We start from the raw sequence: 16797 nt of genomic DNA on the forward strand, positions 1-16797 counted from the left end.
TATTCTTAATGTTAGAATTAAAACTTTAATATGTTATTGTGTAACCTTTGTGAATTTTGAACATCTATATTTTATAAAATTGATAAATGATTTAAAAACCAAATAGATGACAAAAATTTACTTCCTTTTTTTATGTTTTATAACGTTTGCAAATGCGCAAGATTATAAAAAAGATACGATAGAATTGCATGAAACGATTTTGTATGATAAAAGCAAATTTCGGTTGAAACGTGTTGGTCCAGAAACAAAATCTAAAAGTATTTGTCTTCAATTTTCTACAATAAAAGATAGTGTAAAATGGAATAAACCGATCATAGAAAGTTTTATTCAGGTGAATGCTCCTAAGAAAGATTTTATTGTAAAAGCGATTAATTTTAATTTTTCATATCCTCCAAAAGAAGAAAGTTTAAAATTTAATTTAAAACTATATAAATCGTCTAAAAATACTCCAGTTGATATTGTATTTTTTGAAAAGAATAATATTGAGATTTCTCCAAGTGATATTGTAAATCAATCGTACAAACTTGATTTAACCTATGATAATATTAGTTATAATGACGAATTTTATATAAGTGTTTTGATGACAAAAAGATTGGTTGATGATTTTGTTTGTTTAAGTGGTGTTATTTTGTCGAATGGATTTACAAGAAACTTAACGACAAATGGAGGTTTTGAGAAAAATCCTTTGGGAGCAAAACCATCTGTAAACGCTGATTTATTGATAAAAAGATAAAAGAGCTTTTCAGCTCTTTATTATCGAGGTGTTCCCCAACCCCAAGGTGCTGGCGGAGTTTCAATTTCTTTTGTCAAGTCAAAATAGACGTTGAAAGGTGTTTTAGAACCTGCTTTTTGCAAATTGTAACTAAACGTTTTATCATCCAAGGTAATCCACCAAATATTTGTAGAAGCATAATCTATTAAGGTTGCAGTCTCTTGATCGGCAGGAAACATCTGGAAATCTTTGAAACCATAATTTGTATTTGTTCCTCCATAAAATGTAATTGTTTCCGAAGTTCCATTTTCGTGACGATGATCGTGTTTTAGCGTGATGATTCCATCTTTTTTAGTCAAAATCCACGTTCTCGAATAATTATCACCAACATTGAACGGAATTTTAATTTCGTTTGTAGAACAACTTTTTACATGCATGGTTAATTTTTTACCTGCAAAATCATCGCGCGTAATATGTTCAGGCAATTTGCCTTCGTAAGCTTTACCGCAATGTTTTTCGAGATTTTTCCAGAATATTTCTGAAGGTTTTTCGGTTTGTGCAAAAAGTGAAGAACAACCAATTAAAACGAATCCAAGTTGTAAACATTTTTTAATCATAATCAGTAATAAAAATTATTCAATAATGATTTAAAGATAATATTTTAAAAATGATTAAGCGTTGTTTGTCTATTTGGAAATAAAGACTAACAAAAAAGCCCTCGCTTGTTCAGGGCGAGGGCATATAGTTAAGTGCTTTTTTCTTTTTTCAAATAAAAATTTTGAATTAAAATTAATTAATATCTATAATATTCTGGTTTAAATGGTCCTTCAACCGTTACACCAATGTATTCTGCTTGTTCTTGAGATAAAACTTCTAATTCTACTCCTAATTTAGCTAAATGCAATTCTGCAACTTTTTCATCTAAATGCTTAGGTAAAGTATATACTTCATTTTTGTAAGCTGATGAATTTGTCCACAATTCGATTTGAGCTAAAGTTTGGTTAGAGAAAGAGTTTGACATCACAAAAGAAGGGTGTCCTGTTGCACAACCTAAGTTTACTAAACGTCCTTCAGCCAAAATGATGATGTCATTTCCGTTGATGTTGTATTTGTCAACTTGTGGTTTAATTTCTTCTTTCGTGTTTCCGTAGTTTCCGTTTAACCAAGCCATATCGATTTCGTTATCGAAGTGACCAATGTTACACACAACTACTTTGTCTTTCATTTTCTCGAAATGCTCTGCACGTACAATTCCAAAGTTACCAGTAGTTGTAATTACGATATCAGCGTTTGCAACCACTGTATCTAATTTTTTTACTTCGTAACCTTCCATAGATGCTTGTAAAGCACAAATAGGGTCGATTTCTGTTACTGTAACAATTGCTCCAGCACCACGGAAAGAAGCCGCTGTACCTTTACCAACATCACCAAATCCACAAACTACAACACGTTTACCAGCGATCATCAAGTCAGTAGCACGTTTGATAGCATCTACTGCAGATTCGCGACATCCGTATTTGTTGTCGAATTTAGATTTTGTTACAGAATCATTTACGTTAATTGCAGGCATAGGCAATGTACCTTTCTCCATTCTTTCGTAAAGACGGTGTACACCCGTAGTTGTTTCTTCTGATAATCCTTTGATCTCAGCAACCAATTCTGGGTAACGATCAATCACCATATTCGTTAAGTCTCCACCATCATCCAAAATCATGTTTAATGGTTTACGATCTTCTCCGAAGAATAATGTTTGCTCGATACACCAATCGAATTCCTCTTCGTTCATCCCTTTCCAAGCATACACAGGAATCCCAGCAGCAGCAATTGCAGCAGCAGCGTGATCTTGTGTAGAGAAAATATTACATGACGACCATGTAACATCAGCTCCTAAAGCAACCAACGTTTCGATTAATACTGCAGTTTGGATTGTCATGTGTAGACAACCCGCAATGCGAGCACCTTTCAAAGGTTGAGCAGCTTTATACTCTTCACGGATAGCCATCAACCCAGGCATTTCTGCCTCAGCCAACGTAATTTCCTTTCTTCCCCACTCAGCTAAAGAAATATCTTTAACTTTGTATGGAATGTATTGCGTTTTTGTATCCATCAATTGATATATTTAACTAACTTTTTTTTAAAGTTTATAAGGAACAAATTTACAAACAAATTTCGATTAATAAAATGCCCGTTATCGATTATATTAACGATTTTAAACATACCCGCATTATTACGTGGAATGTAACAGAATCGAATGAAGAATTATTAGAATATCTTCATTTAGAGGATTATAGAATAGAAAAATATAATAATCTTCGACCTAAACAGGCCAGAGAATATCTTGGTTTGCGCGCTTGTCTAAAGAAATTGGACTTGGATTATGATGTAAATTATGACGAAAGAGGAAAACCTTTTTTACCTACAAATAAAGAAATTTCTATCACACATTCTTATGGATTGGTTTCTGTTGGCGTGAGCGAATATAATATTGGGATTGATATTGAATTGGCTCGACCAAGAAAAATCCTCAATATCAAACACAAATTTGCCCGTCCAGATGAAATAGCTTGGATTCCTCAAGAACATGAAATTGAGTATTTACATATCATTTGGGGAATGAAAGAAGGTTTGTACAAGTTGAATGGTGGAAATCTTTGGAATTTTCTGAATCATTATCGTGCAGAAGAATTTGAATTAGTAGAAAATAAACAATTTATTTGTTGGATTTCGGATGATGTAAAATCTCGAAAATATCATGCATTCTATAAAATGATTGGTGAATATTATTTGGTTTGGGTGTTGGATTATGAATAAGTAGAAGTTAGAAATTAGAATTACGAATTTAGATTTTTGATTTACGATTTAGAATGAATTATTTTTAACTCACAACTCACAACTCACAACTTAAGAATGAACGATTTTATTGATTACATCCTTGCGCCTTACAAAACCTATTCTACGCTGAATATCTTGCTAGAAACGATAGCAACTTTGTTCGGAATTATTTCGGTTTATTATACCTATAAACGTAATATTTGGGTTTATCCAACCACGATTATTTCGACGTTTATTTTCATTTATTTATTTTTTAATTGGGGATTATATGGTGAAACGATTATTAATGTTTACTATACTTCAATGGCGATTTATGGTTGGATTTTGTGGCAAAAAAATCTCGAAGCCGATCATAAACATGTTGACGTATCATGGGCAACGAAGAAAGAATATTTGTACGCAACATTACTTTTCGCGTTGAGTTTTCTCTTTATTTTGACGATTTATTATTTCCGTCCAGTCATTCAAAACGGGTTTGATGTTAATTTTATCAATCAATGTAAATTACATTATACCAAAATTGATTTTGTAGACGCTTCGACAACAGCTATCTTTTTGATTGGAATGTGGATGATGGCGAGACGAAAAATTGATAACTGGTATTTCTGGATTATCGGCGATTTAATCATGATTCCATTAATGATTTATAAAGGAGCAGTCATCACTTCAGTGCAATATATTGTCTTGTTGATTTTATCATTTATCGGATTAATCGATTGGATAAAATCAGTCAAAAATTCACAGAAAATAGTCAGCTAAGAAATAATTTAAAATTAGTATTTTAGCCTTATAAATTGAATTTGAAAAACCTATAAAAATTACGAATATGGAAAATCAACACGTATATCAACAAAACCAATTGGTTGCAGAGGCAACAAGCGTAGAAAGGGCAAATTTCTATAAACATACTTACGGACACGTTGCTGGAGGAGTTTTGGTATTTGTTTTAATCGAATCTTTGATGTTAAAATCAGAAGCATTAGTCAGCTTTATGTTAAGTTTAACTTCTGGATATCTGTGGCTTATTTTATTAGCAGGTTTCATGGGAATTACATGGGTTGCACAAAAAATGGCGTATGGATCGATTTCTAAATCTAAACAATATTTAGGCTACTTTTTATACATAGTTGCAGAAGCTTTAATCTTTGTTCCAATGCTTTACATCGCCTTATATTATGGCGGAACTTATGTGATAAAACAAGCAGCCGTTGTAACAGGCGGATTATTTGTAGGATTATCAGCTATTGTATTTTTAACAAAAGCAGATTTCTCTATTTTACGAGGAGCATTAACTATAGGATTTTTCTTAGCAATTGGATTGATTATTGCAGGAATGTTATTCGGGTTCGATTTAGGATTATGGTTCTCAGTTGGAATGTGTGCCTTAGCTGGTGGAGCAATTTTGTACAACACTCACCAATTAAAATATGAGTTCGGAACACAACAATATGTTGCAGCGGCATTGTCGTTATTTGCTTCATTAATGTTATTGTTCTGGTATATTTTGAGAATTTTTATGAGTAGAGATTAATCATTAAGAAACAATAAATTTGTATATTGAACCGTAGCATTTTTGTTGCGGTTTTTTTATTTAAAATACTATGACAGATAAAGAAAAGGAAGACGATAGAATACAGTCTCCGTTTCGACCAAAAGATTGGAACGAGATTAGAATAAATGATTCTTGGGCGTTGTTCAAGATTATGGCAGAGTTTGTAAATGGTTACGAAGTAATGTCTAAAATAGGACCTTGTGTGTCTATTTTTGGTTCGGCACGTACTTCGTCAGATCATCCATATTATGCTTTAGCAGAAGATATTGCATACCGATTAACGCAGATTGGTTTTGGTGTAATTACTGGTGGAGGTCCTGCAATTATGGAGGCGGCTAATAAAGGAGCGCAAAAGGGTGGAGGAACTTCTGTTGGATTGGGAATTACATTGCCTTTCGAAACAGAATTGAACAAATATATTGATCGTGAATATGAAATTAATTTCGATTATTTCTTTGCACGTAAAGTAATGTTTGTGAAATATTCACAAGGATTTATCGGAATGCCAGGAGGTTTTGGGACGTTAGACGAATTATTTGAGTCGATGACATTGGTACAAACGAAGAAAACAGGACGTTTTCCAATTGTGTTAGTCGGAACTGAATATTGGTCAGGTTTGATTGATTGGATCAAAGAAACAGTTTTGAGAGAAGGTTATATTTCTGAGAAAGATTTGGATCTTTTCCGTTTGGTTGATACAGCGGAAGAAGCCGTTGCTCATATCAAAAATTTCTACGAAAAATATAATATTAAGCTTAATTTTTAAGCAACAAAAAACCTCATCAATTGATGAGGTTTTTTTCTATTTTTATGATTGAATTTATTTTAAATCAACTACTTCAAAAACCATATCTTGATAATCATCAGCTTCATAAAAAATTCCGACTTTATTTTTTGAGATATTTGTTAAAACGGAATAAGCCGAAGAATTTCGTTCAATAGTTTTGATAAAATTCCATGTCTTTGCTTGATCTTTACTCACTTTCAATCCCAAGTTTTGACGATCTTTCGGATCATGCAAATTACTAAACACAATATCTTTTCCTAAAACCAATGTCGAAGCATTACAAGTTGGATCAATTAATTGTTCTTCCATTTTAGAAACCCACGTTTTTCCTTGATCTTTTGAGATAAATATTTTACGGAAACCAGCATTTTGAACGCGCGCATTTAACATCCAATCTTTGTTCGGAAGTTGTACAATATTTGTTTCGTCTGCTTTATCTGCAACACTCGAAATTCGTTCCCACGTTTTTCCATGATCTTTACTTCCGAATACGTAAACACCGTCTTTCAATCGAACCAATGTATTCAAAATCCAACCTTCTTTTGTGTATGCGCCACGACCAGAAGTAATGAATTTAAAATCTTTTTTCCATTCCGTTGGCGTAATTTGGTCTGTAATATCAACAGGTTTTGACCACGTTTCTCCATTGTCAGCACTTTTTACAAAATGTAATCGAAATTCATTTTTCGCAATTTTTTTGATTCATGTAATTGTAAAAAAGATAAATTTCTTTTGTCTTTTCATTCAAAACCATCGATACATCAGAAGCAAATTCTTGATCTGGAAAATCGATAACTCGCTTGATTGCTGACCATGTTTTTCCCTTGTCATCACTTTTCCTAATCACAATATTGATATTAGGATTGTAAAGTAAATCGCCACAATTTGGAACACGCTCGTCGATTGCCGCAATCAATATTCCTTTTGCTGATGTAATGATACTCTGAATGCGATAACATTTGACATCCGATTGATTTTTGATTGTAAATAAAACTTGTTTGTTGGTTTGGGCAAATCCCAGCGTATAAGCGAAGGAAAAAATGGCAAGTAGAATTTTTCTTTTTGTCATGGTGTAAATTAACCGACAAGTTATTGATTTTTCAACGATTTGTGAAAATGAAAAGCCATCAAAACGAATTTTAATGGCTTTTTTTAAAATTAATTTTTAATCAGTTTCGCCGACGATTTTCGATTTTTAGCTTCAATGTCAAGAATGTAAATACCTTTTGGTAATTCTTTGATGTTAAATTGATGTATTGCTGAAAATTTTCCTGAAAATTCTTTGACCAACTTTCCTGATAAATCATAAATTTTTACTTTTTCTGAATTAATATTTAATGAAAAAGAGGAAGAAACTGGATTTGGAGTTACAGAGATTTTTTCTGAATTAACCTCAATATTATCTGTTGATAAATTTGCTTTTGCATTCCCGAAAATTCTAAATTCACCTGGATTTAGATTAACTGTAAATGATGAATTTGTATTGGTGACATTCAGCGTTGTTTCGTCCATCAAATTGTACCAATTTCCTGTAAATGGAAAAAGTGGCGCAATTGCTTGAGTGCTTGTTGTGAAGTTTGCAATAACAATTACCTCATATAAATCAGACGACGATAATAAATTATTTGTAATCTGAATACGCGGTTTTAAATCTCCAGATGTAATTGTATAATTATCAGTTTCGAAAACTTTGTTGTTTAATTTAAGACCAATAATTTTTGACCAAACTTCATAAACAGATTTTCTATCGGCATTTGTTAAGTAACCAATTTCGCTTGGAATAGGTTTTGGATTGGTGCGACATCCGTCATTATTTGTTCCATCTTCGCAATGATTGATCGAATAATCATATCCTAATTCTCCAAATTGCCACAACATTTTAGGACCAGGAATCGTAAATAGAACGGCACCTAAAGCTTTTTGTCTTTCTAAAGAAGTTTTTAAATCTTTTACATTATAAGTTCCTGATGATGCACCATATTGTAAATTCTTGTACATCATTCTTTCTTCATCATGACTTTCTGCGTAGGCAACCAAATGTTTTTTCGTAAAACCTTTTACAGTATGCTTCAACCAATCAAAGTTACTATCCGAAGCATATCCCATTGTATTTTGATTAAAATTATTAGTCGCTTTACCCCAAAGCATAATTCCTTTACCTTCGTTAATGCGATAATTCGCCCATTCTGTTTCCTCTTGTGCTGAACCATTATTTCCTAAATGTTCAAAAATGATGTAGGAATTCGGATCAATTGTCCATTGCATATCTGCATATTTTTTTAAAATTGCTACACGATCAGCCTGATATCCGTTTGTACAAGTTTCATCAGAAGGTGTACAATTTTGTGTAAATCCTTTTGTTAAATCCCATCTAAATCCATCAATTTTGAACTCTTCAATCCAATGTTTTAATGTACGTTGTACATAATTTTGAGTTGGTGTTAATTGATGATTTAAATCGTATCCAACATTGTAACTATGTTTTGAGGTTTGATTAACATAAGGATTTGTAGTAGTTGGTTCTCCAAAACCATCATTGTCGGGATCATTCATCCACATTCTAACCAACGGAGATCGACCATAAACATGATTTAAAGCAACATCTAAAATGATTGAAATTCCATTTTGATGACACAAATCGATGAACTCTTTCATTTTATCTGCTGGTCCATAAGCTTTATCCAAAGCAAGATGATAAGCTGTATTATAACCCCAAGAAATATTTCCTTCAAACTCCATTACGGGCATAACTTCGATTGCGTTGATGTTTAATTTTTTGAAATAATCAAAATCATCAATTAAAGATTGCCATGTTTTTGTCGAATTGAAATCACGAATTAATAATTCGTAAATCATCAAATTCTCTTTATTTGGGCGATTGAAATTTGAAACTTTCCAATTGTATTTTGCTTGATTTGTTTGTAAAACCGAAACTTCAAATTGTTGTCCAGTAGGATATACAGGCATATTTGGGTAAGTTGCTGCGGTAATATACGGATCATCATAAGGCGATAAAACTAAAGTCGAATAAGGATCTGCAGTTTTGATTCCATCACTTGTTCGATATTGAAACGTATAGATTTCACTTGCTTTAAGATTAGATAATTCAATCCAATATAAATCCTTGTTAGTTGTATCTCGATTCATCACATATTGATCAGAAAGTTGCCAATTATTGAAACTTCCGATTACATGAATGAACTCTTTTTGTGGAGCGTATAAAACCAAATATGCTTTTGTAAAATCATTATTCAAATAATTAATTCCTTCATGTAAATTAGATGGAATGGCTACATCTTTAACCGTTGGTTTGATATTAATTGTAAAAGATTTGCTTATTGTTTGACCATTAAAAGTTGCATTTAATGTATAATTCTGATTTTGTAAAATGGTATAATTTTTATCAAAAGAAGTTGAATTATTTAATGCATCAATTTGAGTTCCGTTAGCAGATAATGTCCAATTAGCAGATTTTGTAGCTATCGCTTTGATGTTAAAACTTGATCCTGAAGAAACATTTGTAATTGAATTTTCGAGCGGATTAGTTAAAGTAACTTTGAAAGAACCTACCGAAATAGAAAGATCCGTAGTTTGTTGTTTTCCATCTGCACTTCTAAAAACAACATCTATTGCTGTAATATTTTTAGAAGTATCAACTCCATAGAATTGATAAATAGATGTAGGGATTTCTAATTTGTAGGTTGATCCAGAAACGAAAGTTAATTTGGGTTGAGTGGTATTATTTCCCCAACTTTCAATTATATTTTCCCATTGTTTTCCATCAATAGTTACGCCTGTATGCGCATAAATATCTCCTGAATAATTGGCAAGACCTGTTCCTGTTTTATCGAAGTTTATTACAACTGCTTGGTTTGCTTCGGGTGGTGAAGGAGTTGTTGTAATTTGTGCTTTGGTAAAAGATATTACCATTAAAAGCATTAAAATAGATAGAATGTTTTTCATGTTTTGTGTAGTTTTAGAAAAAAGCCATTAAAAAACGTAATTGAATTTTAATGGCTTTTAAAAAATTATTTGTTGATGAGAAAAAATTTTATTGAGCTTCTACTGTATAAGTTTTCTTGTTGAAATTAGCTGTGATTTTATATTTCCCAGCTTTTATTTTGATGTTAGTACCGTCTTTGTCTGTTAATTCTCCTGCATTACTTGTACCACCAAAATTTGTTCCCCAATCATTATTTAAACGGAATTTAAATTCTCCATCTTTTAATGTTGTAGTAATAGTCCAAGCATCTAAAGTACCATCATAAGACAATTTTTGGTCTGGACCATCCCATCCGTTTGCTGTAGCGTCACCTACTAATCCCCAAGAATAATTATCTAATTTATAAGTTAGATTTGTTAAGTCCATAGTTATCTTGTAAGTACCGGCATCTACTGCGATGTTTTTACCTCCTTTTTCAAGTTTTCCATTAGATCCACCATAATCTAACTCCCATTTGTTGTCTTGACGGAATTTGATTTCACCAGCTTTTAAATCTGTATACGCTACAAATACATTTGTAACATCAGTTTTCCAAAATTGAACATCTGGCCCGTCCCAACCGTTAGGAGTAGCAGAACCAACAACACCCCAATTTGTAGATAAATCTGTTGGATATGGCGTTATTTTTAATATATTGACATTAGAAATTAACTGTTGAGAACCAGGAGTACCAACTGTAGAGACAATACGATATTCTATTTCTCCTTCTTTAAAAGGTTCTAATCCTAAAGCAATAACTGCTAAATTCAATTCTTTTACGGTAACATCAGCTGTTAATGTTGAAGTTGAAGTAAGAACTTGATGATTTTCAAAATTATCTCCTTTTACATCAATTTGTAATTCATATTTAGGAGGAGTATTTGTTCCATAATTTGCGGCACTCCAATTAAATGTCATTGCTGTATTTGCAGCATTTTCTTCTAATAATTCAATTGTTGATGAAGCAGGTGTTTCTACTTTCGGTGCAACAAAATTTGAGGGATCTAATTTGATGATATCTTCATCATCGTTACATGCGCTTAAGGCAAAAATACTCGCACAAGCTAACGAAATATATTTTATAAAATTTTTCATCTTAATAACCTGGGTTTTGAGTTAAGTTTGGATTAATGACAATAATATTGTTTGGAATTGGGAAGATAGCTTTTGTAGCATCTACAGAAGTTCCGTTTTGAACGCCTCCTTTCCAAGGCCAATTGTAATTATTTGTATATCTACTGAAACGAATTAAATCCGTTCTACGCGTTCCTTCCCAGTACAACTCTCTTGATCTTTCTGCTAAAATGAAATCTAAGTTTAATTGTCCGTCAGTAATATTACCTGATGTATTTCCGTATGCACGAGTTCTTAATTCGTTGATTAAGCTCAATGCAGTTGCACGATCACCACCAGTTCCTCCACGTAAAACAGCTTCGGCATAGTTTAAATAAACTTCTGCTAAACGAATTATAGGAACATCTGTGTCAACATATTCTCCTGTTGCGTCGTTTGCACTTTTTCCGTCTGAACGTTTATTTGACCATTTGTAAACAGCATAACCTTCTCCAAATGTACCTATGTTGTTAATTTCAAATGTTTGTCCATCTGTAAAGAACATCGCACGTTTATCTTTCCATGCAGTTGGATTTCCGTTACTGTCTTTCGTTGTTACAGCATCTGTAAATTGATTCACCAATGCTTTTGTAGAACGAGGACCTCCCCATCCACCATTTACACCATAATCAGCAGCTGTCATTTTTCCACCAATTGCAGCTTTTACTAAGAAAGTAGAACCTCCATATGTACGAGAATTATTTCCGTCAAAATTTAAAACGAAAATAGCTTCGTTCTGCGCGCCATTCGTATTGTTATCAGCTAAAAATAATTCGTCATAAGCAGAACCATTTTTATTTCCATCAGTTATGTTAAGCGTATATCCAGCTTGCATAGCCAATTTAGAATAAGTGATGGCTTCTGTATATTTTGCTTCACCAATCCAAGTTTCTGCATTTAGATATAAACGAGATAATAATGCTTCGGCAGCTGCTTTGTCTACACGTCCGTATTCGTTTGTACGACCAGCTTTTAATTCAGCTTCGATAGCTTTTAGTTCGCTTTCAACGAAAGTGAAAATCTCTTTACGATTGCTTTGTTTCGGTAATTCAGAAGAAACTTCTGTTACTAACGGAACATTCGCATATAAATCCATTAAGCTATAATAAGCATATGCTCTAATGAAACGCGCTTCAGCTACATATTCTTTCACTTCTGGAGTTGTGCTTGATAAAGCTTCAGCGTTTGCAATAAATGAATTAGAGAAAGAAACGGTTTGTGCTAAACGATAATACATCGCTTCAACAAAACTGTTACTTGCTCCCCAAGAAATCTCATGCAAGTTTGGTAAACCTGGATCTCCCCAGCCAACAATAGATTCGTCTGTTGTTAATACATTTAAGTTGAACATTAAACGAGTATATTGAGAAGCACCTTCGTCAATACCTTGAATATCTCCACTTCCCGCTGGACCTTTTTGTCCAGTAAGTGCTAAAGAAGAATATACTTTTGCTAAAGCAGATTTTGCAGTAGCAACATCTTTGAATACATCAAATTGTGTATAAGTATCTGGATCATTTGGCATTAAATCTAAATCATCATGACATGAAGAAACAGAGAAAGCCAATGCCGCAGCTAAAATATATGTTGATATTTTAATCTTTTTCATTGTAGTTTTCTTAGAAATTAACATTTAAACCAAATACATACGTTCTCGGTCTTGGATAAAAACTATTATCAATTCCGCGGTAAATTTCAGGATCTAAACCACTGTAATTTGTGAATACAGCTACGTTTTGAACCGCTCCATAAAGACGAATATCTAATCCTTTGATTGCTTGTTTTAGGTTGTAACCTAATGTAATGTTATCAATACGGAAGAAAGATGCATCTTCTATAAAGTGGTCACTTAACAAATTAGTTTCTGTGATACTTGTGAAACCTGTGTTGTAGTAGCTTGAAAGCACATTAGATAAATAGTTTTGACCATTTCCTGTCGCTTTTTTGCTGTAACCTTTAGACGAAGCCATGTTATTGTAAGCATAGTTTCCGATATTAGCACGAGCAGTTGCACTTAAATCCCAATTTTTGTAACGGAAGAATGTATTGAATCCCATTGTTACTTTTGCGAAAGGACTTTTGTGAATATAACGGTCTTTTTCGTTGATGATTCCGTCGTTGTTCAAATCTTCGTAAGCTCCTTCGATAGGCTTTCCGTTTGCATCATAAATTTGTTTGTATACGTAGAAACTAAATGGTTCTTCTCCTTCACGTTGAATTTGAATATTGTTACCAGTTCCTCCATCGATACCACCTGTTAAATTATCAGTAGGTAAGTTGACAATTTTATTATCATTAAAAGCGATGTTGTATCCAAAAGACCAATCAAAATCTTTTGTTTTTACGATATCAGCATTGATGCTAAATTCGATTCCTTTATTTTCCATATCACCGATATTTTTATCGATCATATTTCCAAAGTTTGTAAATGGATCTACATAAACACTCGCAATTAAATCACTTGTTTTTTTCTTGTAAACGTCTAATGTACCATAGATTCTATTTTTGAATAAAGAGTAATCAATACCAGCATTTAATGTACTAGAAATTTCCCATTTTAAATCACCATTAAATGGTTGAGGACGATAAGTTTGATAGAATGTTGAACCAAATTGATAATAAGCAGTTGATTCTGATCCTTGATAACGCGTTAAGAATTGGAAGTTTCCTAATCCGTTCACATTACCAACTTTACCATATCCAACACGTAATTTCAAATCATTTACAACAGAACTTCCTTTCAAGAATTCTTCTTTAGAGATATTCCATGCAATAGCTGCAGAAGGGAAATAACCCCATTGGTTGTCATGGCTTAATTTTGATGAAGCATCTGCACGCATAGTAGCTGTTAAGATGTAACGATTATCAAAATTATAGTTTAAACGTCCGAAGTATGATAGTAAAGAATAGTGATCACGGTCTACGAATGTAAATTGATCAGAACCTTGTTGTTCTAATTCACTATCGTAATTGGTGTTGTATGTATTAAAGTATTGATAACTGTAACCTCCAACAACAGTTAATCCGTGTTGTCCAAAATCTTTGTTGAATGTTAAATATGCATCAAATAATTTGTTGTAGAATTGTGCGCTAAATGTTGTTTTAGAACCATCCCATGTCAAAGAAGAGTTTGGCATATTTGCAGTTGTTACATTACGTCCATTCGCATTAGAAATATCATAACCTACATTAACTGTTGCAGTAACAGATGGTAAGAAATGTAATTTATAATCCATTTTTGCATTTCCTACAAAACGACGAACTTCTGATGTATCTCTGTTTTCGTTGATTAATGCAACTGGGTTAGTTGGCGCTAAATTGTGTTTAACAGATCCGTCCATCCAAGTGTGGTAACCTCCAAATATATTTGCTCCAGAATAAACTGGTTGAGTTGGATCATACTCTAAAGCAGCTCCAATTGCACCTCTGTTTGCAAATTGATTTTCGATATAAGAACCTCGAGCATTCAATTCAAATTTTAAGTGATCATCTAAGAAAGATGGACTTAAGTTCATAGAAGCTGTTGTACGATTGATGTTATCTCCTTTCAAAATACCATCTTGATCTGTGTTAGAAATAGAAAAACGAGACGGCATTTTACCTCCAATATTTCCTGTTGCACTAAAGTTGTGATCAAAACCTACAGCTGTTCTATAAATTTCTTTTTGCCAATCTGTATTTGCGTTACCTAAACGAGAAATTTCGTCAGCTGTTCCTACAGATTTTACCAATTCACGGAATTGATCTGCATTCATTACATCAATATAACCTTCTGGTTGATAAATTGATGTAATTGAATTATAATTAAAACGGAATTTTTTTCCTTTTCCTTTTTTAGTTGTAACCATTACAACCCCATTCGCAGCACGAGAACCATAAATGGCAGTTGCAGAAGCATCTTTCAAAATAGTCATCGTTTCGATGTCGTTAGGATTTAAGAAATCCAAAGGATTTCGAGAACCTCCAATATTTACTTCAGATAAAGGAACACCATCAACTACATATAATGGTTGAGAGTTTAATGATAACGAACTATTACCACGAATGATAATGTTTTGACCGTCACCAGGAGCTCCACCAGCAGATGTTACCACAACACCAGCGATTTTCCCTGTCATTAATTCTTGCGCAGAAGTGATTGATCCTTTGTTGAAATCTTCTGAATTTAATTGATTTACAGAACCTGTGACATCTTCTTTTTTAGCTGTACCATATCCAATTACAACTACTTCTTTCAAGTTTTCTGTCGTTTTAGACATACGAAGTTGTAATTGCGTTTGTCCCGCAAAAGTTATTTCTTGATCGTCATAACCAAAAAAACTGATAACAATTATATCACCATCGTTCGCTTCTAATGTAAAATTTCCTTTTTCATCAGAAACTGTCGATTCTCCTGTTGTAATGTTCGAAACATCTGCACCAGCTAAAACCGTGTTATTAGCGCTATCTTGTACTGTTCCTTTTATCGCAGTTTGTGCAGATAAAATAGCAGGGCTTGATAAAACTAATGCTAGAAGAGATTGTTTTAAAATCCTCATATATTTTTTGTTTTGTTTCGTTAATTATTAATTTATATTTTTACTTCTCATTACCAAATATAAGTTGTTTAATTGATTGATTGTGTATGTAATACACTAACTAGTTAAACGAAAACGTTTTCGTGTTAATAAATAATTAAATTAATTGTTATAGCATGTTAATTTTTAATAAAAAAGACGGAAATTAGTAGAATAAGATTGATGGTTAAGGTAGAAAGAAGATTATGAAAAAGAATTTGACATTAAAACAGATTGCAAAAGAGTTAGATGTTTCGATATCAACGGTTTCTAAGGCGTTGAAAAATAGCGAAGAGATTAGTGCTGTAACGAAACAAAAGATTCAGGCATTTGCAAAATTATACAACTACAAACCGAATAATATAGCATTAAGTCTAAAGAATCGTAAAACGAAAACCATTGCCGTGATTATTCCCGAAATCGTTCACGATTTTTTTGCGATGGTAATTAGTGGAATCGAAAATTTAGCCAATCAATATGGTTATAATGTCTTAATATGTTTGTCAAATGAATCGTACGAACGTGAAGTGATTAATATGGAGATGCTTGCAGCGGGTAGTATAGACGGATTTGTGATTTCTCTTTCGAAAGAAACTCAAGCCAAAAAAGATTATCATCATATCAAAGAAATCATCAACCAAGGAATGCCAGTTGTGATGTTCGACCGTGTAACGCGTGAGGTTTATACTGATAAAGTGATTATTGATGATGTACTTGCGACACAAGAAGCAATTCAGTATTTTATAAGTAAAGAACGCAAGAAAATCGGTTTTATCACAACGCCAGATTATATAAGTGTTGGACGCTTAAGAACCGAAGGATATAAAAGAACATTAGAAGCGAATGGAATTGCAGTTGACGAAAACTTGATTTTGCGTGTAGAAGACGAGAGTCAGTTGGACACTATGATTGATGAGTTTTTCGAAAAAAATAAATTTGACGCAGTAATGGCAGTAAATGAATTATATGCCGTAAAAGTGTTGAGAGCAGCACTGAAAAAAGGAATCAAAGTGCCAGAAGAATTACATTTAATAGCTTTTACAGATGGTGTAATTTCCAAGAACTCAATTCCAAGCATTTCTACAGTCAAACAAAATGCATTCAAAATGGGTGAGATTGCAGCGCGTTTATTGATTCAAAAATTAGAGTCAGAAAACGAGCATGAGCATTACATTACCGAAGTTGTCGGAACAGAATTATTACACAGAGAAACTACAACGATTTAGTAAGTTTTTTTTGGTTAAATAATTGTTACAGTTGCAA

General features: G+C 32.8%; 14 protein-coding genes. 6 read left to right on the forward strand and 8 right to left on the reverse strand.

Annotation, left to right across the window (positions count from 1 at the left end; genetic code table 11):
- Positions 1–106: 106 nt before the first annotated feature.
- Positions 107–733, forward strand: a complete 627-nt coding sequence (locus tag B4E59_RS00830) for a hypothetical protein (RefSeq protein ID WP_291050724.1) — start codon at positions 107–109, stop codon at positions 731–733.
- A 20-nt stretch (positions 734–753) separates the two neighbouring features.
- On the opposite strand, the gene B4E59_RS00835 is transcribed toward B4E59_RS00830, so the two are convergent.
- Positions 754–1329 carry a hypothetical protein gene (locus tag B4E59_RS00835; protein WP_038331022.1) on the reverse strand — a complete coding sequence of 192 codons (576 nt, stop codon included), beginning with the start codon at positions 1327–1329 and terminating at the stop codon, positions 754–756.
- A gap of 176 nt (positions 1330–1505) precedes the next feature.
- A complete protein-coding gene (ahcY, locus tag B4E59_RS00840) occupies positions 1506–2819 on the reverse strand; it encodes an adenosylhomocysteinase (RefSeq protein WP_038331025.1) in 1314 nt (437 codons plus the stop codon).
- Between the two features lie 74 nt (positions 2820–2893).
- Here ahcY and B4E59_RS00845 point away from each other — a divergent pair, with 74 nt between their 5' ends.
- The 4 genes from B4E59_RS00845 (at position 2894) to B4E59_RS00860 (ending at position 5862) form a co-directional block, all read left to right on the forward strand.
- Entirely contained in the window at positions 2894–3523 is a 630-nt protein-coding gene (locus B4E59_RS00845) for a 4'-phosphopantetheinyl transferase family protein (protein WP_291050729.1), read from the forward strand.
- Positions 3524–3619: 96 nt separating this feature from the next.
- Complete coding sequence (gene pnuC, locus B4E59_RS00850; protein WP_291050732.1) at positions 3620–4303, forward strand: nicotinamide riboside transporter PnuC; 684 nt, start codon at positions 3620–3622, stop codon at positions 4301–4303.
- 67 nt (positions 4304–4370) lie between these two features.
- On the forward strand, positions 4371–5075 hold the full coding sequence (locus B4E59_RS00855) for a Bax inhibitor-1/YccA family protein (RefSeq protein WP_052217477.1): 705 nt from the start codon (positions 4371–4373) through the stop codon (positions 5073–5075).
- 70 nt (positions 5076–5145) lie between these two features.
- Positions 5146–5862 (forward strand): LOG family protein, encoded by a 717-nt coding sequence (locus B4E59_RS00860; protein ID WP_038331032.1) that lies wholly within the window; start codon positions 5146–5148, stop codon positions 5860–5862.
- A 54-nt stretch (positions 5863–5916) separates the two neighbouring features.
- On the opposite strand, the gene B4E59_RS00865 is transcribed toward B4E59_RS00860, so the two are convergent.
- The 6 genes from B4E59_RS00865 to B4E59_RS00890 all read right to left on the reverse strand — a co-directional run bounded on the left by B4E59_RS00865 (position 5917) and on the right by B4E59_RS00890 (position 15516).
- Complete coding sequence (locus B4E59_RS00865) at positions 5917–6585, reverse strand: sialidase family protein (RefSeq protein WP_349676114.1); 669 nt, start codon at positions 6583–6585, stop codon at positions 5917–5919.
- The gene (locus B4E59_RS00870; RefSeq protein WP_291050739.1) at positions 6563–6952 is read right to left on the reverse strand and encodes a sialidase family protein; all 390 of its coding nucleotides are present in this window, start codon (positions 6950–6952) and stop codon (positions 6563–6565) included. The genes B4E59_RS00865 and B4E59_RS00870 overlap by 23 nt, the downstream gene beginning before the upstream one ends.
- An 89-nt stretch (positions 6953–7041) precedes the next feature.
- Positions 7042–9846 (reverse strand): alpha-amylase family glycosyl hydrolase, encoded by a 2805-nt coding sequence (locus B4E59_RS00875; RefSeq protein WP_188319574.1) that lies wholly within the window; start codon positions 9844–9846, stop codon positions 7042–7044.
- An 88-nt stretch (positions 9847–9934) separates the two neighbouring features.
- On the reverse strand, positions 9935–10960 hold the full coding sequence (locus tag B4E59_RS00880; protein ID WP_125349454.1) for a SusE domain-containing protein: 1026 nt from the start codon (positions 10958–10960) through the stop codon (positions 9935–9937).
- A gap of 1 nt (position 10961) precedes the next feature.
- The gene (locus B4E59_RS00885; RefSeq protein ID WP_038331160.1) at positions 10962–12587 is read right to left on the reverse strand and encodes a RagB/SusD family nutrient uptake outer membrane protein; all 1626 of its coding nucleotides are present in this window, start codon (positions 12585–12587) and stop codon (positions 10962–10964) included.
- 10 nt (positions 12588–12597) lie between these two features.
- Positions 12598–15516 carry a SusC/RagA family TonB-linked outer membrane protein gene (locus B4E59_RS00890; protein WP_125349452.1) on the reverse strand — a complete coding sequence of 973 codons (2919 nt, stop codon included), beginning with the start codon at positions 15514–15516 and terminating at the stop codon, positions 12598–12600.
- A gap of 224 nt (positions 15517–15740) precedes the next feature.
- On the opposite strand from B4E59_RS00890, the gene B4E59_RS00895 reads away from it, so the two are divergent.
- Positions 15741–16760 (forward strand): LacI family DNA-binding transcriptional regulator, encoded by a 1020-nt coding sequence (locus B4E59_RS00895; protein WP_038331040.1) that lies wholly within the window; start codon positions 15741–15743, stop codon positions 16758–16760.
- Positions 16761–16797 lie beyond the last annotated feature (37 nt).

The organism is Empedobacter sp. UBA2044 (assembly GCF_002333005.1).
Taxonomy (GTDB): domain Bacteria; phylum Bacteroidota; class Bacteroidia; order Flavobacteriales; family Weeksellaceae; genus Empedobacter; species Empedobacter falsenii_B.